This window comes from Streptomyces sp. NBC_00178, assembly GCF_036206005.1.
GTDB lineage: Bacteria > Actinomycetota > Actinomycetes > Streptomycetales > Streptomycetaceae > Streptomyces.
Genome location: NZ_CP108143.1, coordinates 4,626,700 through 4,653,612 on the forward strand (window position 1 = coordinate 4,626,700; position 26,913 = coordinate 4,653,612).

Here is a 26,913-nt window from a genome sequence, read left to right on the forward strand (position 1 = left end):
CGCCATGTTCTTCACCTACCTCCGGCGCGAGCTGCGCCGCCGCAGAAAGGCGGCGCTCGTCGTCGCCTCGGGGCTCGCCCTCGGCATCGCGCTGGTCATCATCGTGAGCTCGGTCTCCTCGGGCATGAGCAAGGCCCAGGACAAGGTCCTCCAGTCGCTGTACGGCCTGGGCACGGACATGACGGTGACCAAGGCCGCCGCCGCACCGGGTTCCGGCGGCACCGAGCGGCCCCGCTTCGAGTTCGACGCCAAGGACGACGAGGACGCCACCCAGAGCACGGACCGGGTCATGGTCCAGGGCTTCCAGACCCTCGACGCCGCAACCGTCGACGAGGTGGGCGGCCAGGCGGGCGTCGCGGACGCCGTCGGCGGGCTGAGCCTGACCGTCCTGAAGGTCGACGGCCAGTTCAAGCGGGGCGAGTTCGAGCAGGAGGAGGGCGCCACCGGACAGGGCGGGCCGGGTGGCGGCCGGAACGGGCAGCCGCGCGGCGAGGTCCGGGGCGGCGGGGCGTCGTTCGACGTCAACTCCTTCACCGTGTACGGCACCGACGTCACGCGGCAGGGCCTCGGCCCGCTGACCTCCTCCAGGATCACCGCGGGCCGGACCTTCGCGACCTCGGAGACCGACGCGAAGGTCGCGGTCGTCGACTCCGCCTACGCCAAGGAGAAGTCGCTCGCGGTCGGCAAGACCGTCACCGTCTCCGGCACCGCCTACACGATCGTCGGAGTCTCCACGGCGGACAGCGGTGACGCGGCCGCCAACGTCTACATCCCGCTGAAGCAGGCGCAGACCGTCGCCGACTCCGAGGACAAGGTCACCACGGTCTACGTGCAGGCCGCCGACTCCCAGCAGATCGACGCCGTCGAGGCCGCCATCCAGAAGAACATCTCCGGCACGACGGTGACCACCTCCGCCGACCTCGCCGACACGGTCTCCGGCTCCCTCTCCACCGCGTCCGGCCTGGCCTCCAGCGTCGGCAGGTGGCTCTCCGTCGCCGTCCTGGCCGCCGCGTTCCTCGTCGCCGGACTGCTCACCTCCTCGGCCGTCAGCCGCCGCGTGCGGGAGTTCGGCACCCTCAAGGCCCTCGGCTGGAAGAGCGGGCGCGTCACCCGCCAGGTCGTCGGCGAAGCCCTCGTCAACGGCCTCATCGGCGGTGTTCTCGGCATCGCCGCCGGCCTCGCGGGCGCCTACGCCGTCACCGCGGTCAGCCCCACCCTGACCGCCCAGCTGGGCTCCTCGGGCGGCGGCGGTGGCGGGATGGGCGGCGGCGGCCCCATGGGCGGCGGCGGTCCCGGCCGCCAGGCGGCCGCCAAGACCCTCGACATCGCGCTCACCGCCCCGGTCTCGCTCACCACGATCCTCGTCGCCGTGGCCCTGGCCGTGGCGGGCGGGCTGATCGCCGGCGCGTTCGGCGGATGGCGGGCCTCACGGCTGCGCCCGGCCGACGCGCTGCGACGCGTCGCGTAGCACCGCCCCCCTCCCACCCGTACGTCACGCAGGAGTCCACACGTGTACCAGCTCAAGGGCGTCACCAAGCGCTACATGCGCGGCAGGAACCCCGTCGACGCGCTCGCCGGCGTCGACCTGACCATCGAGGACGGCGGACGGCTCGTCATCCAGGGGCCGACCGGCGGAGGCAAGTCCACCCTCCTCCAGATGCTCGGCGGACTGGACCGGCCCACCGCCGGAACCGTCGAACTCGACGGCGTCGATCTGGCGAGCCTCCCGGAGTCCCGGCTGACCAAGGTCCGCGCCGAGTCCATCGGATTCGTCTTCCAGAGTTTCAACCTGATCCCCACCCTCACCGCGCAGGAGAACGTGGAGACCGCGCTCGTGCCCCTCGGCCTCGGCGCGAAGGCCCGCCGCGAACGCGCCGCCGAGGCACTGGAGTCGGTCGGTCTGGGCGACCGGCCCGCCCACCTGCCGAGCGAGATGTCGGGCGGCCAGCAGCAGCGCGTCGCCATCGCCCGCGCGCTCGTCAAGCGCCCCAAGGTGCTGCTCGCCGACGAACCCACCGGAAACCTCGACGAGTCCATGCGCGACGAGATCATGGAACTGCTCGACGGGCTGTGGAAGGAGCACGGGCTGACCTTCGTGATGGTCACCCATGACAGCTCGCTCGCCCGCAAGGCGCCCCGGGTGGCGACCATCCGCAAGGGCAGGGTGACGGTGACGGAGAACGCCGCCGCCTGAACGCGCGGACCTCACAGCCCCTCCTCCCCGGCTGTGAGGTCCGCCACCCGCGAACCCCGCCCGGACGGCGCCGAGGGCGCCGGGATGCCCGGCGGGAGGGGGCGGGCGGGCGCAGCGCACGCGGGCCGGGCACCGGCAACCGAGGTCCCTGTGCGGATGTCGCCCCGGCGGTACGCCGCCGCGCTGGGAGACTTGCCGGGTGCAACGGCCCGCACGGGCCGCTGGCGCCTCCGGCGACCGGGGGCGCCGACGCGCACGAGTCCACCCACGGAAGGTCTTGATCAGATGCCTGCCCGTTCCGATTCCCTCGCCCCGCGCACCGCGGAAGACCGTGTCATCGAGCCGCTCTACGCGGAGATCCTGCGGCGCAACCAGGGAGAGCTCGAATTTCACCAGGCGGTACGAGAGGTCCTCGAAACCCTCGGCCCCGTGCTGGCGCGGCGCCCCGAGTTCGTCGACGCCCGCATCATCGAGCGGGTCTGCGAGCCCGAACGCCAGCTCATCTTCCGGGTGCCGTGGGCTGACGACTCCGGCGACATCCACGTCAACCGCGGCTTCCGCGTCGAGTTCTCCAGCTCGCTGGGCCCGTACAAGGGCGGACTGCGCTTCCACCCCTCGGTCAACCTCGGGATCGTGAAGTTCCTGGGCTTCGAGCAGATCTTCAAGAACGCCCTCACCGGCATGCCGATCGGCGGCGGCAAGGGCGGCGCGGACTTCGACCCCAAGGGCCGCTCCGACGCCGAGGTCATGCGCTTCTGCCAGTCCTTCATGACCGAACTCCACCGCCACCTGGGGGAGTACACCGACGTTCCCGCCGGTGACATCGGCGTCGGCGGCCGGGAGATCGGCTACCTCTTCGGCCAGTACAAGCGGATCACCAACCGCTACGAGTCCGGCGTGCTCACGGGCAAGGGCCTCGGCTGGGGCGGCGCCCAGGCGCGCACCGAGGCCACGGGATACGGCTGCGTGCTGTTCACCGCCGAGATGCTGCGCGTACGCAGCGAGTCCCTCGACGGGCAGCGGATCGCGGTGTCCGGTTCGGGCAACGTCGCCATCTACGCCATCGAGAAGGCCCAGCAGCTGGGCGCGACCGTGGTGACCTGCTCGGACTCCGCGGGCTACGTCGTGGACGAGAAGGGCATCGACCTCGACCTGCTCAAGGAGATCAAGGAGAGGGGCCGCGGCCGGGTGTCCGAGTACGCCGAGCGGCGCGGCGAGCACGTGAAGTACGCGGAGGGCACGGGCGTCTGGAGCGTCCCCGTGGACGTGGCCCTGCCCTGCGCCACCCAGAACGAGCTCCACGAGGCCGACGCGCTGGCCCTCGTGCGCAACGGCGTGAAGGCCGTCGCCGAGGGCGCCAACATGCCCACGACCCCCGAGGCCGTCCACGTCCTCCAGGAGGCGGGCGTGGCCTTCGCGCCCGGCAAGGCGGCCAACGCGGGCGGGGTGGCCACCAGCGCCCTGGAGATGCAGCAGAACGCCTCGCGCGACTCCTGGACGTTCGCCCACACCGAGGAGCGGCTGGCGCAGATCATGCGCCACATCCACGAGTCCTGCCACACCACCGCCGAGAAGTACGGCAGCCCGGGCAACTACGTGGTGGGCGCGAACATCGCGGGCTTCGAGATCGTCGCCGAGGCGATGCTGGCGCAGGGCCTCATCTGACCCCGCGCCGTACGCGGACGTGACGGCCCGGCCGGCGGGTCCCGGCTCCGCCGGACCCGGCGGCCGGGGCGCGCAACCGCCTTTCTGCCGACAGCAGATCCGCCCGGCGCGGAGGTGTTTCCCCTCCCGCGCCGGGCGCGCTGCTCCTACGCTCGGACGATGAGCAGCAGCGCGCCGAACTCCGCCCGTGTGATCCCCCTGCGCCCCGTCCCCGCGACGCCGGTCCGGGAGCCCCTCTGGCGCGACGTCGTGGGCGACGTCCTGCGCCGCGCACGCACCGGCCAGGGGCGCACGCTCAAGGACGTCGCCGAGGCCGCGCGGATCTCCGTGCCGTATCTCTCCGAGGTCGAGCGCGGGCGCAAGGAGGCGTCCTCCGAGGTGCTCGCGGCGGCGGCCCGATCCCTCGGGCTGGGGCTGAGCGACGTGCTGTCACTGGCCCAGGACGAGCTGACCCGGCGCATCGCGCCCTCCCGCACGGCCGTGGGCCGCCGGCCGATGGGAGAGGTCCGGCTGGCCGCCTGACCCGCGGCCGGGATGGCCGGCGGGGCGGTTCCGCCCGCCGCCCGCCTCCCCCCTCCGAGCGGGGAGGCGCCTTCCGGCGGGCCGGGGTCCGGTCCGCCGGCCGTGGCTACTTCACCGTGACCGCGTCACCTGCGGAGACGACCTTCATGGTCGTCTCCGTACCGAGGAACGCCCAGCGCCAGCTGCCCGACGCGGAGGCCTTCACCGTCGCCCGCAGGTGGCCCTTGCTGTCCGTGGTCGCCGTCCTGACGGTGTGGTACGAGCCGCCGGGCTTCTTGTACTGCAGCTTCACCACCTGCTTGGTGAAGCCGTGGTACTTCAGATCCGTCCAGTTCGCACGGGCCAGCTTGCCGGTGACGGTGAGCGTGCCGCCCTTCCTCACCGGTTCGGGCGCCGCGTCCGTCGTCAGCGTCGCGGCCCGCTTCATCCGGAACGTGGCGATGCGGTCGGAGATCCAGTAGTCCTTGTCGTTGGCCTGCACCGTGGCGTTGACCTGCCAGGTCCCGGCCACCGAGTTGGCGTCCCAGCCCTCGTTGGCGCTGCCGTACGAGTCGATCCAGGACGGGTCGAACTCCATCGTCGCCGTGCACACGGACGTGGTCGAGCTGCTCTTCCTGCACGAGGTGCCCAGATACGACACCGGCCCGTAGCCGTTCGTCGCGTTGAAGGCGGACACGTCCGCCACGCCCTTCACCCCTGAGCCGTCCTTGATCGTCATGACGACCGGGAACCGCTTCACGTTCTTGACGCCCACGATCACACTGCCGCCCGCGTTCACGACGGTCTTGACGACCCTGATGTCGCCCCGGCCCTCCGCGTGTGCGGCCGGCGCCACGACGACCGCGGTGCCCACGGCACCCACCACCGCGAGCGCGGCGATTCTTCTGCGCATGTCCCACCCCTGGTTCTGCCCGCCCTCAGCCGGGCGGGGGAACAGACTAGCGATCAAGGAGACCTCCGATCGCACGCGGCCCCGCGCCTCCGCCCGGCCACGCACCGGGTGTGGTCCTCAAGGCCACGCGCCGGGTGTCCGATGTATGCGGAGGGTCCGCGAACGCCGGTGAATTCGCCGATGGCACCCGCACCCGGCGCCCCGACTCTGGTCGGGTCAGGCACCCGCATCCCCGTATCCCCGTCAGGAGTGCCCCATGCGTCGTCGTACACCCCGCCGGCTTCTCGGTGCCCTCGCGGCCGTCACGGTCGCGTTCACCCTGTTCTCCTCCGCGCCCTCGGCCGGCGCGGCCCCGTCCCGGGCCGCCGCCGCCACCTCGGCGCCGCGTGCCGCGGACGCGGCGGTCCAGCCGCTGTCGACGAGCACCCCGGTCGTCTTCGTCCACGGCTACACCGGCAGCGCCTCGAACTGGGTCACGGCCATGGGCGTCTTCCAGCTCAACGGCTGGTCCAGCTCACGGCTGTTCGCCTACGAGTACAACTCGTACGGCAACAACATCACCAACGCCCAGGGCCTGGCCTCGTTCGTCGACAACGTGAAGTCCCGGACCGGGGCGAGCAAGGTCGCCCTCGTCAACCACTCGATGGGCGGCCTCGTCAGCCAGTACTACCTGAAGGTGCTGGGCGGGAACACCAGCGTCAGCCACCTCGCCTCGATCGCGGGCGCGAACCACGGGACGACGGCCGCCGGGGCCTGCCTGATCTACACGACCTGTCAGCAGATGTATCCGGGCTCCTCGTTCATCTCGCAGATCAGCGCGGGCGACGAGACGCCCGGCGACACGAGGTACGCCACCTGGTACTCCGCCTGCGACGGAGTCATCCTCCCGTACACCAGCACCCGGCTGAGCGGCGCGACGAACAACCTCGTCGCCTGCCAGACCCACATCGGGTTCCTGGCCGACACGATCGTGCTGGGCCAGATCGCGCGCTTCGCCGCCTCCTGACCCGGACGCGCCCCGTCCCCGGCACGAGGTGTGCCGGGGACGGGGCGCGTCGGTCGCGGGGGCGTACGTCAGGCGGCCGGGGCGGGTGGATCGCGGCGCTCGCCGCTCCCGTCCGTCCCCCGCGACGGCGACTCGTAGGAGGCCATGTACGCGGAGGTCTTCCTCCGCGCGCGCAGCCAGAACCAGACGGCGAGCGCTATCAGGACGAGGGGGATCAGTCGTGCCATGGGTGTGCGGTCCAATCCGGAGCGGGGTGAGGTGGGGCGGTCAGTGCGGCAGGGTCGCGGGGCTGCCGCCGTTGGCCTCGTAGCCCGCGACGGCCAGGGCCCGGTACACGGTGTACTCGGCGGCCGGGTCGGCGTTCTCGGTCCAGGGCAGCGCGCCCACGTGGCCGTCGATGTGGACGAGCTGGTGCACGGCCTCCGACCAGCGCTCCATGCGGACGAGGAAGAGGACGAGCAGATGCCGGACGTGGGCGAGCACCGGATCGTCGGCCCGCGCCGCGTGCACCGCGAACATCGCGCCCCCGACCGCCTTCGTCACGGCGGCGCTTTCGTAGAAGCCCCGCACGAGGTTGACCTCGGGCAGGTGCTCGTACAGCGCGAACAGCGGAAGCGCGGCGAGCAGCGAGCCCTGCGGGGCGCGGGCGGCCGCCGCCGTGGCGAAGCGGTCGGCCTCCTCGCGGGAGCCGTGCCACTTCTCGCACCAGAAGTGCAGGGCGGCGATGTGCGCGCCCATATGCGCCGGCGCCCGGTCGATGATCTTCGCCCAGACCTGGTCGAACTGCTCGTGGGAGTAGCCCAGTCCACGGGCCACGGCCAGCTCCACGATGTACGGGACGGGGTCACCCGGTGCCAGCAGGGCGGCCTCGCCGCAGACCGTGCGGGCCTCCTCCAGGATGATCCGGAAGTCGTCGGTGCCCACGGTGCCGGTGCGCCAGGCCTGCTGCACCAGGAACTCCGCGTGCACGGCCGCGCCGCCCGCGTCCTTGGGGGCCTCCGCCCGCCACGCGCGCAGCCACGCCCCGCCGGTGCCGGGCTGCCGCGCCAGCTCCAGCGACGCGGCGCCGGCGAAGGCCTGCACCCGCTGCCAGCGGATCTCGCTCTCCTTGGGCGTCCCCGCCAGCAACTGTGAGGCCGCCCGCCAGGCACCGGTCCCCTGCACCACGTCCAGGACGTCGAGGAGGTCCTGGTCGGGTCCGGGCATCCGGAGGTCCAGCTCCTCCTGGCGTGCGAAGCCGTAGTCGTCCGGGTCGGCGGCGTCCGGCGAACCGGGCGCGACCTGGCGGATACCGCCCCGGCGCCGCAGCACGTACGGACCCACGACGGCACCGAGCAGGCACAGGGCGAGCAGGAACCACAGAATCTCCATGCGGTCCATTGTCCCCGGACGGGCGTCCGCGCGGCGAGTGGCCCGTAACCACCCTTCCGACGAACTACGCTCGGGCCCCATGAGCGACCAGCACAGCTTCGAGACCCTCGCGATCCACGCCGGCAACACGGCCGATCCCCTCACCGGCGCAGTGGTCCCGCCGATCTACCAGGTGTCCACCTACAAGCAGGACGGTGTCGGGGGCCTGCGCGGCGGCTACGAGTACAGCCGCAGCGCCAACCCGACCCGCACCGCACTGGAGGAGAACCTGGCGGCCCTGGAAGGCGGCCGCCGCGGACTCGCCTTCGCCTCCGGCCTCGCCGCCGAGGACTGCCTCCTGCGGACCCTGCTCACGCCCGGCGACCACGTCGTCATCCCGAACGACGCCTACGGCGGCACCTTCCGGCTGTTCGCGAAGGTCGCCTCGCGCTGGGGCGTGGAGTTCTCGGTGGCCGACACCTCGGACGTGAGCGCGGTACGGGCGGCGATCACCCCCCGCACCAAGGCGATCTGGGTGGAGACCCCGTCCAACCCGCTGCTCGGCATCACGGACATCGAGGCCGTCGCCGGGGTGGCCCGGCAGGCGGGCGCACGACTGGTCGTCGACAACACCTTCGCCAGCCCCTACCTCCAGCAGCCGCTCGCGCTCGGGGCCGACGTCGTGGTGCACTCCACCACGAAGTACATGGGCGGGCACTCGGACGTCGTCGGCGGCGCGCTCGTCGTCGGCGACCCGGAACTGGCCGAGGAACTGGCGTACCACCAGAACGCGATGGGCGCCGTGGCCGGACCGTTCGACGCGTGGCTGGTGCTGCGGGGCATCAAGACGCTCGCCGTCCGCATGGACCGCCACGACGCCAACGCCACGAAGGTCGCCGACCTCCTCACCCGGCACGCCAAGGTGACGCAGGTCCTCTACCCGGGGCTGCCCGAGCACCCGGGGCACGAGATCGCCGCCAAGCAGATGAGGGCCTTCGGCGGGATGGTCTCGTTCCGCGTCGCGGGCGGCGAGGAGGCCGCGGTCGAGGTCTGCAACCGCGCGAAGCTCTTCACGCTCGGTGAGTCGCTGGGCGGTGTCGAGTCGCTCCTGGAGCACCCGGGCCGCATGACCCACGCCTCCGCCGCCGGTTCCCCGCTGGAGGTGCCGGCCGACCTCGTCCGCCTGTCCGTCGGCATCGAGAACGCCGACGACCTGCTGGCCGACCTGACGCAGGCGCTGGGCTGACACCACGTCCCCGCGGCGTGCGGGACGGCTCCCGCCCGCCGGGAGACGGCTGTACGGCCGCACTCCGGCGGCCGTACACGCGCGCGCCGGTCAGACGGCGACCTTCTCGTCCTCGAGCGACGCCCGGATCTGTTCACGCAGGTCCGGGCCGTCCGTGTGCTCGTGGACCGAGACCGCGTGCTCGGTGGCCGCCCGGACCACCTCGTCCTCCTCACCGGAGATGGTGAGCGAGCAGTCCGAGACGCTGGGGTACTTGCGGCAGTCGGCGATCTTCCGTGTCATGACGGCCTCCTCGGTGTACGAGTGCCGGCCCTTCAAGGGTAGATCCGCCCCGCGCCGCCGACAGCCCCACGGACCGCCGGACCCGGTGGGAGAGGCGGTCAGCCCTCCGGGACCGGCTGGTGCGCGGCCTGCCGCGCGGCCAGCGAGCCGTTGAAGCGGGTCAGCAGGGCGCAGAACGTGTCGCGCTCCTCCTCGCTCCAGCCGTCCGTCACCTGGAACATCAGCTCACGCCGCGAGGCACGGACCTCCTCCAGCCGCGACTGGCCGCGCGGCGACAGCTGCAGCACGACGGCGCGCCCGTCCTCCGGGTGTGAGGTCCGCTTGACCAGCCCGGTGTCGACGAGCGGCGCCACCTGGCGGGTCACGGTCGAGGAGTCGATCCCCATGCCCGCGGCCAGCGCCTTCACGCCCATGGGGCCTTCCACGTCGAGCCGGTTCAGCAGCAGATAGGCGGCGCGGTCCATCGAGTTGCGGACCTGGCCGACACCGCCGAGGCGGGTCTGCTCGGCACGTCGGGCGAAGACGGCCACCTGGTGCTGAAGAGCGTCGAGAAGGTGGTCCGTTCCCGGATGTCCGGGGGCCGCGCCCCCGGAAGGAGTCGCAGCAGTCGTCATGTCCTGAGGGGGCATGGCCGGGGGCTCTCTTCGTGCGGTGTCGGATGGGTGGGGGACAGAGTACGCGGCCACGGGGCAACGTGTACCAGCGCTGCACAAACCTGTGGACACCACCTCAGGGCGCCGTGGGACGGGAGGGCCCGCGGCGCTCCGAGCTGCAAGACTTGCCGCCATGACCTTCCGTACGCCGGCCCCCCTCCCGCCTCTGATCCTCGACGACGTCCGGGGAGCCCAGAAGATGCTGTCCGGAGTGGCCAGAACGACGGCGATGGAGGGCAGCCGGCACCTGAGCGCCCTCGTCGGGGCGCCGGTCCACCTCAAGTGCGAGAACCTCCAGCGGACCGGTTCGTTCAAGCTCCGGGGCGCGTACGTACGGATCGCGGGCCTCACACCGGTCGAGCGTGCGGCGGGGGTCGTGGCCGCCAGTGCCGGAAACCATGCGCAGGGTGTCGCACTCGCGTCCTCGCTGCTCGGCGTACGTTCAACGGTCTTCATGCCGGTCGGCGCCCCCCTGCCGAAGGTCGCCGCCACCCGCGACTACGGCGCCGAGGTCCGGCTGCACGGCCAGGTCGTCGACGAGACGCTGGCCGCCGCCCAGGAGTACGCCGAGGAGACCGGCGCCGTCTTCATCCACCCCTTCGACCACCCCGACATCATCGCGGGCCAGGGCACCGTCGGCCTGGAGATCCTCGAACAGTGCCCGGAGGTCCGCACGATCCTCGTCGGCATCGGCGGAGGCGGTCTCGCGGCGGGCATCGCCGTCGCCGTGAAGGCGCTGCGCCCCGACGTACGGATCGTCGGCGTCCAGGCGGCCGGCGCTGCCGCCTTCCCGCCCTCGATCTCCGCCGGATACCCGGTGGCGCTCGACCAGGTGCAGACCATGGCCGACGGGATGAAGGTGGGGCGCCCCGGCGACCTCACGTTCCCGCTGGTCCGCGAGCTGGTGGACGAGATCCGCACCGTCTCGGAGGACGAGCTCTCCAGCGCCCTGCTGCTCTGCCTGGAGCGCGCGAAGATGGTCGTCGAGCCCGCGGGGGCGAGCCCGGTCGCGGCCTTGCTGAGCGACCCCGCGGCCTTCCGGGGCCCGGTCGTCGCCGTGCTCTCGGGCGGCAACGTGGACCCCCTGCTGATGCAGCGCGTCCTGACCCACGGCATGGCCGCCGCGGGCCGCTACCTGAGCCTGCGGGTGCGGCTCACCGACCGCCCCGGTGCCCTCGCCACGCTGCTCGCGAGCCTCTCCGCGGCGGACGCCAACGTCCTCGACGTGATCCACGTGCGGACCGATCCGCGGCTCGGACTCACCGAGGCCGAGGTCGAACTCCATCTGGAGACCAAGGGGCCGGAGCACTGCGAGGAGGTCGCCTCCACCCTGCGCGCCGCCGGATACCTGGTGACCGCCTGAGAGGGCCCGCAGGGCAGGGGCACGGGCTCCCGTACAGAATCGGTAAACCGGTTGTCGGTCGCGATGTATCGCGTTAACGTGCACCGCCGAGCAGTCCGGTCCTCCCGCAGCGGGAGCACCCGCGTCTCTAGGATCTGCTCAGGAAGCACCCGAAACCACTGGGGGAATCCCGTATGCCAGGCGCCATTTACGCCGAAGGTCTGGTGAAGACCTTCGGCGATGTACGAGCACTGGGCGGCGTCGATCTCGACGTGCCCGAAGGTACCGTCCTCGGCCTGCTGGGGCCCAACGGCGCCGGCAAGACGACCGCTGTCCGCGTCCTGACGACCCTCCTCCAGCCGGACAGCGGACAGGCCGTCGTCGCGGGCATCGACGTACTCAAGCACCCCGACCGGGTGCGCCGCTCGATCGGGCTCTCCGGCCAGTTCGCGGCCGTCGACGAGTACCTCACGGGCCGCGAGAACCTCCAGATGGTCGGGCAGCTCTACCAGATGAGCGGCCGCGACGCGAAGAAGCGGGCCGTCGAGCTCCTGGAGCGGTTCAACCTCGCGGACGCGGCCGACCGCACCGCGAAGACGTACTCCGGAGGCATGCGCCGCCGCCTCGACCTCGCGGCCGCGCTCGTCGTCTCCCCGCCGGTGATGTTCATGGACGAGCCCACCACGGGCCTCGACCCGCGCAACCGGCAGCAGCTGTGGGAGGTCATCCAGGAGCTCGTGGCCGGCGGTACGACGCTGCTGCTCACCACGCAGTACCTGGAGGAGGCCGACCGCCTCGCCCACAACATCTGCGTCATCGACCACGGCAAGGTCATCGCGCGCGGCACCTCCGACGAGCTCAAGGCCCGCACCGGCGGCGAGCGCGTCGAGGTCGTCGTCCACGAGGCCGACCAGATCGAACCGGCCCGCTCCGTCCTCGCGACGTACGGCAAGGGCGAGATCTCCGTCGTCGAGCACACCCGCAACCTGACCGTGCCGGTCACCGGCGGGGCCAAGCTGCTGGCCGAGGTCATCCGCGACCTCGACACCCACGGCGTGGAGATCGACGACATCGGGCTGCGCAGGCCCACCCTCGACGACGTCTTCATCTCGCTCACCGGTCACGCCGCCGAGCTGGAGAAGAACGGCCAGGACGCATCGACCGAGGCCGCCGGCCGGAAGGAGGACGGCAAGTGACCACCGTCTCGGACACACCGCCCGTCACGCAGCTCAAGTCCCGGGGAGCGATCGGCCAGTCGGTCGTCGACTCCCTCGTCGTCGCCAAGCGCAATCTGATCCGCATGGCCAGGATCCCCGAGATGGTGATCTTCGGCCTGATCCAGCCCATCATGTTCGTGGTGCTGTTCACCTACGTGTTCGGCGGCTCCATCAAGGTCGGCGACTCCACCTCGCCGCAGGCCTACCGCGAGTTCCTGATGGCCGGCATCTTCGCCCAGACCGTCACCTTCGCCACCGCCGGAGCGGGCGCGGGTATCGCGGACGACATGCACAAGGGGCTGATCGACCGCTTCCGGTCGCTGCCCATGGCCCGGGGCGCCGTCCTCACCGGACGCACGCTCGCCGACCTCGTGCAGACCGCGCTCACCCTCGTCGTCCTCGCCGGAGTGGCGCTGATCGTCGGCTGGCGGACCCACGAGAACATCGGCAAGGTGCTGCTCGGCTTCCTGCTGCTGCTCCTGCTCGGCTACGCGTTCTCCTGGATCGGCGCGCTGATCGGCCTCGTCGTGCGCACCCCGGAGGCGGCGACCTCCGGCGGGCTGATCTGGCTCTTCCCGCTGACGTTCATCTCGAACGCCTTCGTGGACGCCAACCAGATGCCGACGGTCCTGCGCTACATCGCCGAGTGGAATCCCTTCAGCGCCACCGTGCAGGCCTGCCGTGAGCTGTTCGGCAACCTGCCGCCGGGCTTCGTCACCCCCGACGCCTGGCCGATGCAGCACCCGATCCTCGCGTCGGTGATCTGGTCGGTCCTGATCGTCGTGGTCTTCCGCACCCTCGCGGTCCGGAAGTACCGCTCGGCCACCGCCTGACCCCGGGTACGACGGAGCCCCGGCCATGCGGCCGGGGCTCCGTGCGTGCTGGGGGGGGTCAGCCCTGGTACGGCTTCGCCGAGATGATCTTCACCGCGGCCTTCTTGCCGTTGGGGAGCTCGTACTCCGCGTCGTCGCCCACCCGCTTGCCGTTCACACCCGTGCCGAGCGGGGACTGCGGGGAGTAGGTCTCGATGTCGGTGCTCGCGTACTCGCGGGAGGCGAGCAGGAAGGTGACCGTGTCGTCCGGGTCGCCGTCGAAGGCGATGGTCACGACCATGCCGGGCTCGACCACACCGTCGTCGGCAGGGGCCTCGCCGACCTTGGCGTGCTCCAGGAGCTGGGTCAGCTGGCGGACCCGGAGCTCCATCTTGCCCTGCTCCTCCTTGGCGGCGTGGTAGCCGCCGTTCTCGCGGAGGTCGCCCTCCTCACGGGCCGCCGCGATCTTGACGGAGATCTCCGTGCGCGCGGGACCAGACAGGTACTCCAGCTCGGCCTTGAGCTGGTTGTACGCCTCCGGCGTGAGCCAGGTGACGTTATCGCTGGTCTGGGTCACAGGGTGCTCCTCGTCGGTGCTGGGAATACAAAGCAACGCCCTACCCCAAGCATGCGCTGCCACGGGTGGGCGAAACAACGAGCCTAACAATTCCGCGCGAAAAGGGGGAGAAGGTAAATCGTCACACGCGCGTCCGTGCAGGTCGCAGGGGGCGCGAGGGCGTCAGGGGCGGCGCGCGCCTTCCGGAGCCGTCAGCTGCCGGCGGTGCACGCCAGCAGCTCCACCGCGGTGGCCCGCGAGGTGGTGCGCAGGCTGAGGACCCTGTCGATCCGGTCGGAGCGCTCGTCGAAGCGGAAGTCCGCGCGCCCCACCTCCGCGCCGTCCTCGCTCAGGGCGCGCAGCGTGCAGTGGCCGTCGGCCTCCCGTTCCTTGCGGACCTCGAGATGGGCCTCCGCACGGCCGTCCGAGACGACCTTCGACTTGATCAGCTCCGCGCTGATGTCCTGGCCGGCGACGTAGTCGTAGCCGAACCAGCCGATCATGGCGAGGAACGCCGCCCCGAGCACCGAACCGATGACCCGCAGCTTGCGGTCCGCGCGCTCGTCCCGGGACCGGCCGTAGCGTCCTTCGGGCAAGGTCTCGCGCACCGCCGCCATGATCGTTCCTCCTGTGCGGGGGAACACGGAATTTTCCGGTCCCAGGTTCAGTCACTATAGAAGCCGACCACCGAGACCAATCACTGAGGACCGAGTCTTGACCGAGCAGCTGAGACTGATGGCCGTTCACGCCCACCCCGACGACGAGTCGAGCAAGGGCGCGGCCACCATGGCCAAGTACGTGTCCGAGGGGGCGGACGTCCTGGTCGTCACCTGCACAGGGGGCGAACGGGGATCCATCCTGAACCCGAAGCTCCAGGGGGACGCGTACATCGAGGCGAACATCCACGAGGTTCGCAAGAAGGAGATGGACGAGGCCCGGGAGATCCTCGGCGTCAAGCAGGAGTGGCTCGGGTTCGTCGACTCCGGGCTGCCCGAGGGCGACCCGCTGCCGCCGCTGCCCGACGGGTGCTTCGCGCTGGAGGACGACGAGAAGGCCGCGGGGCGCCTCGTCGCGAAGATCCGCGCGTTCCGGCCGCAGGTGATCACCACCTACGACGAGAACGGGGGGTACCCGCACCCCGACCACATCAAGACGCACACGGTCACGATGATCGCCTTCGACGGGGCCTCGGACACCGAGAAGTTCCCCGAGGCGGAGTTCGGCCCGGCCTGGCAGCCGCAGAAGCTCTACTACAACCAGGGCTTCAACAAGCCGCGGACGCTCGCCCTCCACGAGGGTCTCCTGGCCCGCGGGCTGGAGTCCCCGTACGGCGAGTGGCTGGAGCGCGTGAAGCAGTTCGAGCGCCCCGAACGCACGCTGACCACGTACATCCCGTGCGGCGAGTTCTTCGAGATCCGCGACAAGGCGCTGCTCGCGCACGCCACGCAGATCGATCCGGACGGCGGCTGGTTCCGGGTCCCGCTGGACGTCCAGCGGGAGATCTGGCCGACCGAGGAGTACGAGCTCGCCAAGTCCCTGGTCGACACATCCCTCCCCGAGAGCGACCTCTTCGCGGGCATCCGCGACAATGCCTGATATGTACGCGACCCAGGCACTGACGCAGCTCGTTCCGTTCGCCGCCGACGAGCTCGACAAGAACAAGGTGACTCCCGGCGTCCTCGGCTTCATCGTCTTCGCGGCGCTCGCCGTGGGGGTGTGGCTCCTGATGAAGTCGATGAACCGCCACATGGGCAAGGTCGACTTCGAGGAGGCCCCCGACCCGGCGGCCGAACCGGCGACGGCCGGGAAGAAGAGCGCAGCGGCCAAGGGCTGACCGGGCGGGGCCGCGCGGCCCCGCCCGCCGGCGTGCGCGCCCGCCCGAGGGCCCGTGGGCGTACGCCCACGGGCCCTCGGGGCTTGCGCGCCCAGCGCCTCACGGGCGTACGCCGACCGGCACCCCCATCACCTCACGGGCGTGCCGGGACGGGGTCAGGCCTAGGCGCCAGGCCTGCCAGCCGTCGTCCAGGTCGATCCCGCGGTTCAGGACGACCCGGAACGCTTCCGCGCAGCTCTCCAGCTTGCCGTCACGCAGCGGGTGCGCCCCCGCCAGCAGGTCGGCCAGTTCCTGCTGGGCCACCGCCGTGCCCACCTCGCTGCCGCCCGGCGAGGCGTACGGCAGGAGGGTGCACCGCAGGAACGCCGCCCAGTCGCCGCCCCGGACGTCGCCGTACGAGGCGAACAGGGCGGCGGCCTCGCCGCACAGTTCCAGTGCCTGCGCCGCCCGGTCGTTCCCGCCGTCGACCAGCGCCAGGTCCAGGCAGGCCCACGCCTCGCCGTGCGGCACCCCGATCCGGCGGAAGTCGGCCCGGGCGTCCGCCAGCAGCTGACGCGCGAAGCCGGAGTTGCGCAGGTTGCCCGTCCGTGCGGCCCGCTGGTCGCGGGTGACCCGGCCGGAGTGGTGGCGGGCGCACGCCAGGCCGTACACGTCCCGCATCCGGGAGAACATCGTGCGGGCCCGCTCCAGCTCCCGTACCGCCTGGTCCGTGTCGCCGTCCTCCTCCAGGGCCTGCCCCAGGTGGTAGCGCGTCCACGCCTCGCCCCGCGCGTCCTCGTTGCCGCGGTGCCGGGCCAGCGCCCCGCGCAGCTGCTCCACCGCCGGGGCCGGCTCGCCCTCCATCAGCCGGGCGCGGCCGAGCTGGGTCAGGGCCCACGCCTCCCCGCGCTCGTCCCGGGTGCGGCCGTACAGGCCGAGCGCGGTGGTCAGCTCCTCCTCGGCGCGGGCCCCCTCGCCCAGGCGCAGGCAGACCTGGCCGAGCTGGAAGTGGGACCAGGCCTCGCCGTGCAGTGACTCGCCCTCGCGGTGCAGGGTGAGCGCGGTGTCGAGCAGGGCCATGGCCTCCGGCAGATCGGCCCGGTCGCGTTCCACGGCGGCCAGGGCGTGCAGCGTCCACGCACGGTCCTCGGCCTGCCCGGGCGAGGCCTGCAGGGCCAGCGCCTCGCGCAGCCGGGCCGCGGCCTCCGCCAGATTGCCCTGGTGGTGCAGCGTGATGCCGAGGGAGCACAGGGCGAGGGCGGCGCCCGCGTCGTTCTGGGCCTCCCGGTAGAGACCGACGACGGAGGACAGCGTGGTGCGCGCCTTGTCGAGCTCGCCGAGCTGCCGGGCCGCGATGCCGGTACGCCACTGGACCGACCGTTCCAGGAGCCCGTGGCCGACGGCCTGCGTCAGTTCGCCGATCTCACCGAGCCGGTAGAGGTCCCCGCGCAGCAGGCAGTAGTCGCAGAGGGCGCCCAGCAGATGGAGCACGGCCGCCTGGTCGACACCCTCCGCGTGCCGCAGCGCCGAGGTGATGAAGCTCGACTCGTCGTCGAGCCAGCGCAGGGCCGCGTCCAGCGAACTGAACCCGTGCGAGCCGAACTGGCCGGCGCGGGTCGACATCTTGCCGTCCACCATGCGGATCACGGCGTCGGCGAGCTCGGCGTAGTTCTGGATCAGGCGCTCCTGCGCGGCCGTACGGTCCGCAGCGGGCTCCTCGTCGAGCAGCCGCGCCAGGGCGAAGTCCCGCACGAGGTCGTGCAGGCGGTAGCGCGCGCCCCGCACGTGGACCAGGAGCCCGGCGCCGGCCAGGGCGTCCAGCAGCCGGCCGGCCTCCTGCTCGTCCGACGACAGCAGCGAGGCGGCGGCCGCCGCGCCGAGGCTGGCGCGTCCGGCGAGCGCGAGCCGCCGCAGCAGGACGCGGGCGTTCTCGGGCTGGTCCGTGTAGCGCAGCCACAGGGCCCGCTCGACGGGGCCCACCGGACCGTACGCGCCGAGGGCGGCGGCGAGTTCCGCCCGGTTCCGTGCCCCCAGCGAGGAACCCGCCGTGCGCAGGGCGAGCGGCAGCCCGCCGCACAGCTCCACGACCGCCTCGGTGGACGGGTAGTCGTACGGGCCGTCCTCCTCGTCCTGCGCGGACTCGCGCAGGAGCTCCTCGGCGCCGGCGGCGTCCAGCGCCCCGACGGGCAGGTGGTGCACCCGCGCGGGAGTGTCGTCGGGCAGCGCGAGGGGCTCACGGGCGGTGACCAGGACCAGGCTGTCCGAGCGCTCGGGCAGCAGGGTGCGGACCTGCGCGGCGTCGGTGGCGTCGTCCAGGACGATCGTGACGGGGGTGCCGGTCAGGTGCTGGTGGTACAGCTCGCTCAGGCGGCGCACCTGCTGCTCGGCGGACGTCCTCTCACGGAACAGGAGCTGTTCGCGCGGTGCGCCCAGCCGGTTGAGGAGGTGCAGCAGGGCGTCCCGGGTCGACAGGGGCGCCTCCCCGGCCACGGCACCGCGGAGGTCGACCACGCACGCCCCGCGGAACTGGTCCTTGAGCGCGTGCGCGGCCCGTACCGCGAGTGTGGTGCGCCCGGCGCCGGGAACACCGTGCAGGACCACCACGGTCGGCCTGGTCTCCGTGGCGGCGCGGGCGGCGTGCACCCACCGGGCGATCTCCGCCAGTTCGATGCGCCGCCCCGCGAACGGGCCGTCCACGGCGGGCAGCTGGGCGAAGGACTGTTCGAGCAGGGACCGGGTCCGGGCGGCCGCACTGCGGTCCCCGCCGCGCAGCTGCGCGACCACGGAAGCGGTTGCCTTCTTCGGCGGCCTGGCGGCGGCGGTCAGCATGCGCTGCTGGTCGAGGTACGGGCGGATGCCCCGGACCTCCAGCGCCGTCAGCCACTGCAGGCGCAGCTGTCCCGGGCCGCCCGGCTGGTTCAGCTCACCGGCCCTGCGGTGCGCGGCCGGCCAGTGCGACGCGGTCACCCGGGCCACCGTCGCCGTCGCCCCCGCGACCGCGACCACGGCGCCCGCCCCCGCGGCGAGGCCGGCCGCCGTGCCGAGCGCCAGATCCGCGCCGAAGGCCGCCGCGGCGGCAACGCCGGTCACGATCAGGGGAGTTCCCAGCGCCGCCCGGCTGAAGCGCCCGGACAGGGGCTGCTTGCCGGCCTCGGCCGTGTCGAGCGCCCGGGTGTAGGCCGCGTACTCCTCGGCCGCGCCCGCCGCCATGGTGTCGAGCGCGCCCCGCGCACGCGCCAGCAGCGCACCCGCGTCCGTGCGCCCGCCCGTCCGCCGCGCCTCCTCCTCCACGGCACGTACCAACAGCCGTTCGGCTTCCGCCCGATGGCTGTCCCGCATGCGTCCCCCCAGGGTCCTCGGCGACTTCCCCCGACCGGTTGTCGCGGGCACCCAGTGTCCTGCGCACGGCGCGTCAGCGCGAGAGAGCGAGGCGATCGGACGGCGGGGGACCAGGGTGCGCGAGGATTGGGGCATGGCCAACCGACTTGCGCAGACCACTTCCCCGTACCTCCTCCAGCACGCCGACAATCCCGTCGACTGGTGGCCGTGGTCGCCCGAGGCGTTCGAGGAGGCCCGGAGGCGAGGTGTCCCCGTGCTGCTCAGCGTCGGCTACGCCAGCTGCCACTGGTGCCACGTGATGGCCCACGAGTCCTTCGAGGACGACACCCTCGCGGCCTACCTCAACGCCAACTTCGTGCCGGTCAAGGTCGACCGCGAGGAACGCCCCGACGTCGACGCCGTCTACATGGAGGCCGTGCAGGCCGCGACCGGCCAGGGCGGCTGGCCGATGACCGTCTTCCTGACCCCGGACGCCGAACCGTTCTACTTCGGCACGTACTTCCCGCCCGAGCCCCGCCACGGCATGCCCTCCTTCCACCAGGTCCTCGAAGGGGTGGTGGCCGCCTGGACCGACCGGCGGGACGAGGTCGCCGAGGTGGCCGGGCGGATCGTGAGCGACCTGGCGGGCCGCTCGCTGACCCCGGAGGGTTCCGGCCCGCCCGGTGAGGCGGAGCTCGCCCAGGCACTGCTGCGGCTGACCCGGGACTACGACGAGAAGCACGGCGGATTCGGCGGCGCGCCCAAGTTCCCGCCGTCCATGGTCGTCGAGTTCCTGCTGCGGCACCACGCCCGCACCGGTGCCGAGGGCGCCCTGCAGATGGCCGCCGACAGCTGCGCCGCCATGGCGCGCGGCGGGATCTACGACCAGCTCGGCGGCGGTTTCGCCCGCTACTCGGTGGACCGGGAGTGGGTCGTGCCGCACTTCGAGAAGATGCTCTACGACAACGCCCTGCTGTGCCGCGTCTACGCCCACCTGTGGCGGGCCACCGGCTCGGACCTGGCCCGCCGGGTGGCTCTGGAGACCGCCGACTTCATGGTCCGCGAGCTGCGGACGGCCGAGGGCGGATTCGCCTCCGCGCTCGACGCCGACAGCGAGGACGCGCAGGGCCGGCACGTCGAGGGCGCGTTCTACGTGTGGACGCCCGCGCAACTGCGCGAGGTGCTGGGCGAGGAGGACGCCGTCTTCGCCGCCGAGTACTTCGGGGTGACGGACGAGGGCACCTTCGAGGAGGGCTCCTCGGTCCTGCGGCTCGCGCGCGACGGGGAGGCGGAGCCCGCCGACGCCGGGCGGGTCGACGGCGTACGCGCCCGGCTGCTGGCGGCGCGCGAGCTGCGGCCGCGTCCCGAGCGCGATGACAAGATCGTCGCCGCCTGGAACGGGCTGGCGGTCGCCGCGCTCGCCGAGACGGGGGCCTACTTCGACCGCCCGGACCTGGTCGAGCGGGCCACCGAGGCCGCCGACCTGCTGGTGCGGGTGCACATGGGCGACGTGGCCAGGCTCTGCCGTACGTCGAAGGACGGCCGCGCGGGGGACAACGCCGGGGTCCTGGAGGACTACGGCGACGTCGCGGAGGGCTTCCTCGCGCTCGCCTCGGTCACCGGGGAGGGTGCCTGGCTGGAGTTCGCGGGTTTCCTGCTGGACATCGTCCTGGAGCGTTTCACCGGTGAGGGCGGCCAGCTGTTCGACACCGCGGACGACGCCGAGCGGCTGATCCGCCGACCGCAGGACCCCACCGACAGCGCGACCCCGGCGGGCTGGACGGCCGCGGCCGGCGCGATGCTCTCGTACGCGGCGCACACCGGATCCGAGGCGCACCGCACGGCGGCGGAGGGGGCGCTCGGGGTCGTCGGGGCGCTCGGTCCCAAGGCGCCCCGGTTCATCGGGTGGGGGCTCGCCGTCGCGGAGGCGCTGCTGGACGGTCCGCGCGAGGTGGCGGTGGCCGGCCCCGTCGGCGGTGGGCTGCACCGGACGGCGCTGCTGGGACGGGCCCCCGGCGCCGTCGTGGCGGCGGGGGAAGTGCCCGGCGGTGCCGCCGAGTTCCCGCTGCTGGTGGACCGGCCGCTGGTGGGCGGCGCGCCGACGGCGTACGTCTGCCGCCACTTCGTCTGCGACGCGCCGACCACGGAGGCGGACGAGCTGGCCGCGAAGCTGGGCGGCTGACGCTGCCACGGCGAAGGGCCCGGCCGTCCGGCCGGGCCCTTCGCCGTGCGGGGGACCGCTCAGCTGTGCTGGTAGGCCACCAGGGAGATGCCGACGTAGTGCACGATGAACGCGGCCAGCGTCAGTGAGTGGAACACCTCGTGGAAGCCGAACCAACGGGGCGACGGGTTGGGCCGCTTGATGCCGTAGATGACCCCGCCCGCGCTGTAGAGCAGTCCGCCGACGACGACGAGGACCAGCACCGCGATGCCGCCGGCGCGCATGAAGTCCGGCAGGAAGAACACCGCGGCCCAGCCCATGGCGATGTAGCACGGGGTGTACAGCCAGCGCGGGGCGCCGACCCAGAACACGCGGAAGGCGATCCCGGCCGCCGCGGCCCCCCAGACCGCCCACATGAGCGGCCGGCCGGTGGCGTCGGGCAGCAGCAGGAGTGTCAGCGGGGTGTAGGTGCCCGCGATGATCAGGAAGATGTTGGCGTGGTCCAGCCGCCGCAGCACCGCCTCGCCGCGCGGGCCCCAGGTGCCCCGGTGGTAGACCGCGCTCACACCGAAGAGCAGGCAGGCGCTGACTATGTAGACCGCGCAGGCCACGCGCGCGCGGGTGCTGTCGGCCAGGGCGATCAGGGTGATGCCCGCTATCAGCACGGCCGGGAACATGCCGGCGTGCAGCCAGCCCCGCATCCGTGGTTTCACGGGGACGGGGTCGGTGAGCTCGACAGGTCCGGACGCGGCCGCTGCAGAAGTCATGCCACGCATGCTACCTACGCATCCGTAGGTTTCCGATTCGAGTGGCGATGCTCACGTGTGCGGCCCTCTGGACATATGGGCGCGATGGTCGGATGATCAAATGAGTGCGGTCGGCACCGGATGAGCGCCAGGGGGATCGGCGGGGTCAGCATCCGGGTCGCAGCCCCCACGGGGCCTGACAACACACCCTCTGACTAGGAGCGATCGTGGCGCGCGACATCGCGGCTCCCCTCTCTGTTCCCACCCAGCACCAGGAGCTCGTCTCCTGGGTAGACGAGATCGCTGCCCTGACCGAGCCCGACCGTGTGGTCTGGTGCGACGGTTCCGAGGCCGAGTACGAGCTCCTGTGCGGAGAGCTCGTCGCCAAGGGCACCTTCACCGCTCTCGACCCGGTCAAGCGCCCCAACTCGTACTACGCCGCCTCCGACCCGACCGATGTGGCGCGCGTCGAGGACCGCACCTTCATCTGCTCCGCGAAGGAGGAGGACGCCGGCCCGACCAACCACTGGAAGGCGCCCGCCGAGATGCGGGAGATCTTCGCCGGAGAGAAGGGTGTCTTCCGCGGCTCCATGCGCGGCCGCACGATGTACGTCGTCCCCTTCTGCATGGGCCCCGTCGGCTCCCCGCTGTCCGCGATCGGCGTCGAGATCACCGACTCCGCGTACGTCGCCGTCTCGATGCGCACCATGACGCGCATGGGCCGGGAGGTCCTCGACGAACTGGGCACCGACGGCTTCTTCGTCAAGGCCGTCCACACCCTCGGCGCCCCCCTGGAAGAGGGCCAGGAGGACGTGCCGTGGCCCTGCAACTCCACCAAGTACATCTCCCACTTCCCCGAGGACCGCGAGATCTGGTCCTTCGGCTCCGGCTACGGTGGCAACGCCCTGCTGGGCAAGAAGTGCTACGCCCTGCGCATCGCCTCGGTCATGGCCCGGGACGAGGGCTGGCTCGCCGAGCACATGCTGATCCTCAAGCTGACGCCGCCGCGCGGGGCGAGCAGGTACGTCGCCGCCGCGTTCCCGAGCGCCTGCGGCAAGACCAACCTCGCCATGCTGGAGCCGACGATCTCCGGCTGGACCGTCGAGACCATCGGCGACGACATCGCCTGGATGCGCTTCGGCGAGGACGGCCAGCTGTACGCGATCAACCCGGAGGCAGGCTTCTTCGGCGTCGCGCCCGGCACCGGCGAGCACACCAACGCCAACGCCATGAAGACGATGTGGGGCAACTCCGTCTTCACCAACGTCGCGCTCACCGACGACGGCGACGTCTGGTGGGAGGGCATGACCGAGGAACTCCCCGCGCACCTCACGGACTGGAAGGGCAACGACTGGACCCCGGAGTCCGGCACGCCCGCCGCCCACCCGAACGCCCGCTTCACCGTGCCGGCCGGGCAGTGCCCGATCATCGCGCCGGAGTGGGAGGACCCGAAGGGCGTGCCGATCTCGGCGATCCTCTTCGGTGGCCGCCGCGCCTCCGCCGTCCCGCTGGTCACGGAGTCCTTCACCTGGCAGCACGGTGTGTTCCTCGGGGCCAACGTCGCCTCCGAGAAGACCGCCGCGGCCGAGGGCAAGGTCGGCGAGCTGCGCCGCGACCCGTTCGCCATGCTGCCGTTCTGCGGCTACAACATGGGCGACTACATGAAGCACTGGATCGAGGTCGGCGCCGACAAGGCGGACCAGTCCAAGCTCCCGAAGATCTACTACGTGAACTGGTTCCGCAAGAACGAGGCGGGGAAGTTCGTGTGGCCCGGCTTCGGCGAGAACAGCCGCGTCCTCAAGTGGATCGTCGAGCGTCTGGACGGCACCGCCGAGGGTGTCGAGACGCCGATCGGCATCCTGCCGGCCAAGGGGTCCCTGGACACCGAGGGCCTGGACCTCTCGGAGCCGGACCTCGACTTCCTCCTGAACGTCGACAAGGAGGTCTGGCGCGAGGAGGCCGCGCTGATCCCCGAGCACCTCAACACCTTCGGTGACCACACGCCGAAGGAACTGTGGGACGAGTACCGCGCACTGGTGCGCCGTCTGGGCTGACCGCACCTTCCGGCCCCGCGGCCGGGTCTCCCGGCTTCCGCCCTGACCTGCGGAGGCCGGGGGCCCGCCGCGGTACGGCACCCGGAGTCCTCTCGTGACTCCGGGTGCCGCTGTCCTCCCGGAGACCACCGGGGGAGGGCGCGCGGACGTGCCCGCGCAGGACACGCGGACATGCGGCGCCCGTCGTGCGGGGCGCCCGGTCCACGCGTCTTCCCGACCCGTGGACCGGGGCCGTCAGGGGGTGCCGACCAGGGCGGCCGGTGCGGTGGAACCGGACAGGGCCGCGGTGTGCGCGTCCATGGCCTCGGCGGCGAGGATCGCGACGGCCGTGTCGGCGCGGGACGCCGCCACGACGAGGGCCCGGCCCGCGAGCGCGTGCGCCCGGCGGTGCAGAGCGGCCGGGGCTACGTCGCTGCGTCCGGCGTGCCGGGCGGGCGGAGCGCCGCGGAGCCGGGCCACCTGCTCGGAGATGCGGTCGCCCATGAGGGCGAGGTCCAGCTCGTCGGTGACCGCGAGGAGCGCGGCCAGATGGCCCGCGAGTTGGATGTCCAGCTCCTCCTCGCGCGTGCGGTGCGGGAATCCGGCGTCGTCGGCCGGCGAGTGGACCGATTTGGTCCGGATCGGCTCGTACATGGATGGCCTCCTGGTGGTGCAGTAGGTCCATCCTAACTTGGATTCAGTCTAAAGTTGTGTGAGATCTGGAGAGAAGCGGATCTACGGCTGGCTGTAACCGTCGAGGAAGGTTCCGATACGCGTCATGGCGTCGGTCAGATCCTGGACGGGAGGCAGGGTGACCACCCGGAAGTGATCCGGGTCCGGCCAGTTGAAGCCGGTGCCCTGCACCACCATGATCTTCTCCGCGCGCAGCAGGTCGAGGACCATCTGCCGGTCGTCCTTGATCTTGAAGACCTTGGGGTCGAGCCTCGGGAAGAGGTACAGCGCCCCCTTCGGCTTCACACAGGTCACCCCGGGGATTCGCGTCAGCAGGTCGTACGCGGCGTCCCGCTGCTCCAGGATCCGGCCGCCCGGCAGCACCAGGTCGTCGATCGACTGGCGGCCGCCCAGCGCCGTGGCCACCGCGTACTGCGCCGGCATGTTGGCGCACAGACGCATGTTGGCGAGGACCGTCAGCCCCTCGATGTACGACGAGGCGTGGGCCTTCGGGCCGCAGACGGCCATCCAGCCGGAGCGGTACCCCGCGATCCGGTAGTTCTTGGACAGCCCGTTGAAGGTGAGCACCATCAGGTCGGGGGCGACCGCCGCCGTCGGGGTGTGCGTCGCGCCGTCGTACAGGATCCGGTCGTAGATCTCGTCGGAGCACACGACCAGGTTGTGGCGCCGGGCGATCTCCGTCAGCCCGCGCAGCATCTCGTCGTCGTACACCGCGCCGGTGGGGTTGTTCGGGTTGATGATCACGAGCGCCTTGGTGCGGTCGGTGATCTTCCGCTCGATGTCCGCGAGGTCGGGCATCCAGTCGGCCTGCTCGTCGCACCGGTAGTGCACGGCCGTGCCGCCCGCCAGGGAGACCGAGGCCGTCCACAGCGGGTAGTCCGGCGCCGGGACGAGCACCTCGTCGCCGTCGTCGAGCAGTGCCTGCATCGACATCTGGATGAGCTCGGACACTCCGTTGCCCAGGTAGACGTCCTCGACGTCCAGGTCGATGCCCTTGGTCTGGTAGTGCTGCATCACCGCCCGGCGCGCGGACAGCAGGCCCTTCGCGTCGCCGTAGCCGTGCGCCCCCGCGAGGTTGCGCAGGATGTCCTCGAGGATCTCCGGCGGGCATTCGAACCCGAACGCCGCCGGGTTGCCCGTGTTGAGCTTGAGGATGCGATGGCCCGCAGCCTCTAGCCGCATGGCCTCCTCGAGCACGGGGCCGCGGATTTCGTAACAGACGCCGGAGAGCTTCGTGGACTGGATGACCTGCATGTCAGCGAGCTTACGACCGTGTTTCGCCCCCTGCTCATGGTTTGCCCGCCGGTTGCTCCCTCCGGGTGTCCGCGGGCGGGGCGCCGGTCTTCCATCGCCATGCCGCCCCGGCCGCCGGCCGTGGATCGGCCGGTCGGGGCGGCACGGCGGCTTGGAATGCGGGACCGGCGCCGGAGGCGGGTGAGATGCGCCACGCGGACGGTCCCCGGCGCCGTCCCGTACGGGCGGGCGGAGCCGGGGCGCCGGTCCTGCGGCGGTCCGGCCGGGCTGGACGGTCGCGCTCAGCCGGGCAGGACGGTCCCCTCGGGGAGCCGCACGGCGAAGTCCTCGGCCAGGACGCGCAGCACCTCGGCCTGGCCGCCGAGCTCCCGCTCGGTGACCGTGCCGTCGTCGGCCGTCTCCACGAGCGTCCGCCCGGACAGGGCCAGGTGGCGGCCCGGCAGGGTGCGCTGGGCGTAGACGGCCTGCCGGAACGGCGAGCGCGGGTTCGTCGCGATGTGCCAGTTGATGACGTCGTAGTCCGGCGTCTCGAACGGTTCCAGGGTGAACTCGTACTGCGGTTCCCAGTAACCGCCCTTGTCCGTCTGCAGTTCCCACATCTCCAGCGGACCGTCGTGCGGGGCGTGCACCAGGCGGTGGCGGCGCGGGGTGTCGAGCAGTTCGGCGTCCTCCACGAGCGGGATCGGCTCCAGGAGCGCCCCGTTCGCGCCGAAGCCGACGTCGGCGAGGAAGGGCGTGGCCCCGTCCTCCGCCTCCACCTTCATCAGCATGTGCGTACGGGGCCGGACGTCGCCGGGGGCCGCGCCCAGGACCACCCGCGCGGTCAGCAGCGTCACCCGGAATCCGAGCTGGGTCAGGGCGGCGGCGAGCAGGGTGTTGTGCTCGTAGCAGTACCCGCCGCGCTCGCCGCGGACGAGCTTCGCCTCCAGGTCGGGCAGCGCGAGCGAGGGGGCGCTGCCGAGGACGGGTTCCAGATTCTCGAACGGGATGCCCAGCATGTGGGCGCGGTGCACGGACCGCAGCACCTCCACTGTGGGGCGGCGCTCCCCGGACCAGCCGATGCGGGCGAAGTAGGCGTCGAGGTCGAGTGTCATGCCCCGACCCTACGCAGATCACTCAGATGTACCTCAAATCCTGTGCGGGCGGGGGGCGTCGGGG

At 72.1% G+C, this 26,913-nt stretch carries 25 protein-coding genes; 13 read left to right on the forward strand and 12 right to left on the reverse strand.

Translation table 11 applies throughout. The features are described 5' to 3' along the window. The first annotated feature begins 4 nt into the window (after positions 1 to 4). From OHT61_RS20405 to OHT61_RS20420, 4 genes are all read left to right on the forward strand, one after another. On the forward strand, positions 5 to 1,468 hold the full coding sequence (locus tag OHT61_RS20405) for an ABC transporter permease (protein ID WP_329040208.1): 1,464 nt from the start codon (positions 5 to 7) through the stop codon (positions 1,466 to 1,468). 42 nt (positions 1,469 to 1,510) lie between these two features. After that, complete coding sequence (locus OHT61_RS20410) at positions 1,511 to 2,194, forward strand: ABC transporter ATP-binding protein (protein WP_329040209.1); 684 nt, start codon at positions 1,511 to 1,513, stop codon at positions 2,192 to 2,194. Between the two features lie 285 nt (positions 2,195 to 2,479). After that, entirely contained in the window at positions 2,480 to 3,859 is a 1,380-nt protein-coding gene (gene gdhA / locus OHT61_RS20415; RefSeq protein WP_329040210.1) for an NADP-specific glutamate dehydrogenase, read from the forward strand. Between the two features lie 159 nt (positions 3,860 to 4,018). Beyond that, positions 4,019 to 4,381 carry a helix-turn-helix domain-containing protein gene (locus OHT61_RS20420; protein WP_329040211.1) on the forward strand — a complete coding sequence of 121 codons (363 nt, stop codon included), beginning with the start codon at positions 4,019 to 4,021 and terminating at the stop codon, positions 4,379 to 4,381. Between the two features lie 106 nt (positions 4,382 to 4,487). On the opposite strand, the gene OHT61_RS20425 is transcribed toward OHT61_RS20420, so the two are convergent. Next, on the reverse strand, positions 4,488 to 5,273 hold the full coding sequence (locus OHT61_RS20425) for a hypothetical protein (protein WP_329040212.1): 786 nt from the start codon (positions 5,271 to 5,273) through the stop codon (positions 4,488 to 4,490). A gap of 256 nt (positions 5,274 to 5,529) precedes the next feature. Between OHT61_RS20425 and OHT61_RS20430 the strand changes: the two genes are divergently transcribed. Beyond that, positions 5,530 to 6,279, forward strand: a complete 750-nt coding sequence (locus tag OHT61_RS20430) for an esterase/lipase family protein (RefSeq protein WP_329040213.1) — start codon at positions 5,530 to 5,532, stop codon at positions 6,277 to 6,279. 68 nt (positions 6,280 to 6,347) lie between these two features. On the opposite strand, the gene OHT61_RS20435 is transcribed toward OHT61_RS20430, so the two are convergent. Continuing rightward, positions 6,348 to 6,506 (reverse strand): hypothetical protein, encoded by a 159-nt coding sequence (locus OHT61_RS20435; protein WP_329040214.1) that lies wholly within the window; start codon positions 6,504 to 6,506, stop codon positions 6,348 to 6,350. A 40-nt stretch (positions 6,507 to 6,546) separates the two neighbouring features. Then, entirely contained in the window at positions 6,547 to 7,650 is a 1,104-nt protein-coding gene (locus tag OHT61_RS20440; protein ID WP_329040215.1) for a hypothetical protein, read from the reverse strand. A 79-nt stretch (positions 7,651 to 7,729) separates the two neighbouring features. Here OHT61_RS20440 and OHT61_RS20445 point away from each other — a divergent pair, with 79 nt between their 5' ends. After that, positions 7,730 to 8,875: a cystathionine gamma-synthase gene (locus tag OHT61_RS20445; RefSeq protein WP_329040216.1), complete on the forward strand. Its 1,146-nt coding sequence runs from the start codon at positions 7,730 to 7,732 to the stop codon at positions 8,873 to 8,875. A gap of 90 nt (positions 8,876 to 8,965) precedes the next feature. On the opposite strand, the gene OHT61_RS20450 is transcribed toward OHT61_RS20445, so the two are convergent. Both OHT61_RS20450 and OHT61_RS20455 read right to left on the reverse strand, forming a co-directional pair. Next, entirely contained in the window at positions 8,966 to 9,157 is a 192-nt protein-coding gene (locus OHT61_RS20450; RefSeq protein ID WP_329040217.1) for a DUF1059 domain-containing protein, read from the reverse strand. 98 nt (positions 9,158 to 9,255) lie between these two features. After that, positions 9,256 to 9,786, reverse strand: a complete 531-nt coding sequence (locus OHT61_RS20455) for a MarR family winged helix-turn-helix transcriptional regulator (protein WP_329040218.1) — start codon at positions 9,784 to 9,786, stop codon at positions 9,256 to 9,258. Positions 9,787 to 9,943: 157 nt separating this feature from the next. Between OHT61_RS20455 and ilvA the strand changes: the two genes are divergently transcribed. The 3 genes from ilvA (at position 9,944) to OHT61_RS20470 (ending at position 13,202) form a co-directional block, all read left to right on the forward strand. Then, a complete protein-coding gene (gene ilvA, locus OHT61_RS20460; protein WP_329040219.1) occupies positions 9,944 to 11,173 on the forward strand; it encodes a threonine ammonia-lyase in 1,230 nt (409 codons plus the stop codon). 173 nt (positions 11,174 to 11,346) lie between these two features. After that, positions 11,347 to 12,348, forward strand: a complete 1,002-nt coding sequence (locus OHT61_RS20465; RefSeq protein ID WP_329040220.1) for an ATP-binding cassette domain-containing protein — start codon at positions 11,347 to 11,349, stop codon at positions 12,346 to 12,348. Then, on the forward strand, positions 12,345 to 13,202 hold the full coding sequence (locus tag OHT61_RS20470; protein ID WP_329040221.1) for an ABC transporter permease: 858 nt from the start codon (positions 12,345 to 12,347) through the stop codon (positions 13,200 to 13,202). The genes OHT61_RS20465 and OHT61_RS20470 overlap by 4 nt, the downstream gene beginning before the upstream one ends. A 58-nt stretch (positions 13,203 to 13,260) precedes the next feature. Here the strand turns inward: OHT61_RS20470 and greA are convergent, their stop codons facing one another. Together greA and OHT61_RS20480 are read right to left on the reverse strand one after the other, a co-directional pair. After that, entirely contained in the window at positions 13,261 to 13,758 is a 498-nt protein-coding gene (gene greA, locus OHT61_RS20475; RefSeq protein WP_327115278.1) for a transcription elongation factor GreA, read from the reverse strand. A 191-nt stretch (positions 13,759 to 13,949) separates the two neighbouring features. Next, complete coding sequence (locus OHT61_RS20480; protein ID WP_329040222.1) at positions 13,950 to 14,354, reverse strand: DUF4307 domain-containing protein; 405 nt, start codon at positions 14,352 to 14,354, stop codon at positions 13,950 to 13,952. A 97-nt stretch (positions 14,355 to 14,451) separates the two neighbouring features. On the opposite strand from OHT61_RS20480, the gene mca reads away from it, so the two are divergent. Together mca and OHT61_RS20490 are read left to right on the forward strand one after the other, a co-directional pair. Further along, complete coding sequence (gene mca, locus OHT61_RS20485) at positions 14,452 to 15,333, forward strand: mycothiol conjugate amidase Mca (RefSeq protein ID WP_329040223.1); 882 nt, start codon at positions 14,452 to 14,454, stop codon at positions 15,331 to 15,333. Position 15,334: 1 nt separating this feature from the next. Further along, the gene (locus OHT61_RS20490; RefSeq protein WP_329040224.1) at positions 15,335 to 15,571 is read left to right on the forward strand and encodes a hypothetical protein; all 237 of its coding nucleotides are present in this window, start codon (positions 15,335 to 15,337) and stop codon (positions 15,569 to 15,571) included. A 99-nt stretch (positions 15,572 to 15,670) separates the two neighbouring features. On the opposite strand, the gene OHT61_RS20495 is transcribed toward OHT61_RS20490, so the two are convergent. Further along, complete coding sequence (locus OHT61_RS20495) at positions 15,671 to 18,889, reverse strand: tetratricopeptide repeat protein (RefSeq protein WP_329040225.1); 3,219 nt, start codon at positions 18,887 to 18,889, stop codon at positions 15,671 to 15,673. A gap of 133 nt (positions 18,890 to 19,022) precedes the next feature. Between OHT61_RS20495 and OHT61_RS20500 the strand changes: the two genes are divergently transcribed. Further along, complete coding sequence (locus OHT61_RS20500) at positions 19,023 to 21,050, forward strand: thioredoxin domain-containing protein (protein WP_329040226.1); 2,028 nt, start codon at positions 19,023 to 19,025, stop codon at positions 21,048 to 21,050. Positions 21,051 to 21,109: 59 nt separating this feature from the next. On the opposite strand, the gene trhA is transcribed toward OHT61_RS20500, so the two are convergent. After that, positions 21,110 to 21,796, reverse strand: coding sequence for a PAQR family membrane homeostasis protein TrhA (gene trhA, locus OHT61_RS20505; RefSeq protein WP_329040227.1), 687 nt, complete (start codon positions 21,794 to 21,796; stop codon positions 21,110 to 21,112). A 206-nt stretch (positions 21,797 to 22,002) separates the two neighbouring features. Here trhA and OHT61_RS20510 point away from each other — a divergent pair, with 206 nt between their 5' ends. Then, entirely contained in the window at positions 22,003 to 23,829 is a 1,827-nt protein-coding gene (locus tag OHT61_RS20510; protein WP_329040228.1) for a phosphoenolpyruvate carboxykinase (GTP), read from the forward strand. A 234-nt stretch (positions 23,830 to 24,063) separates the two neighbouring features. On the opposite strand, the gene OHT61_RS20515 is transcribed toward OHT61_RS20510, so the two are convergent. From OHT61_RS20515 to OHT61_RS20525, 3 genes are all read right to left on the reverse strand, one after another. Further along, positions 24,064 to 24,462, reverse strand: a complete 399-nt coding sequence (locus OHT61_RS20515) for an SCO4983 family protein (RefSeq protein ID WP_329040229.1) — start codon at positions 24,460 to 24,462, stop codon at positions 24,064 to 24,066. 81 nt (positions 24,463 to 24,543) lie between these two features. After that, positions 24,544 to 25,755 carry a pyridoxal phosphate-dependent aminotransferase gene (locus OHT61_RS20520; protein ID WP_329040230.1) on the reverse strand — a complete coding sequence of 404 codons (1,212 nt, stop codon included), beginning with the start codon at positions 25,753 to 25,755 and terminating at the stop codon, positions 24,544 to 24,546. Positions 25,756 to 26,036: 281 nt separating this feature from the next. Continuing rightward, positions 26,037 to 26,849 carry an arylamine N-acetyltransferase family protein gene (locus tag OHT61_RS20525; protein ID WP_329040231.1) on the reverse strand — a complete coding sequence of 271 codons (813 nt, stop codon included), beginning with the start codon at positions 26,847 to 26,849 and terminating at the stop codon, positions 26,037 to 26,039. Positions 26,850 to 26,913 lie beyond the last annotated feature (64 nt).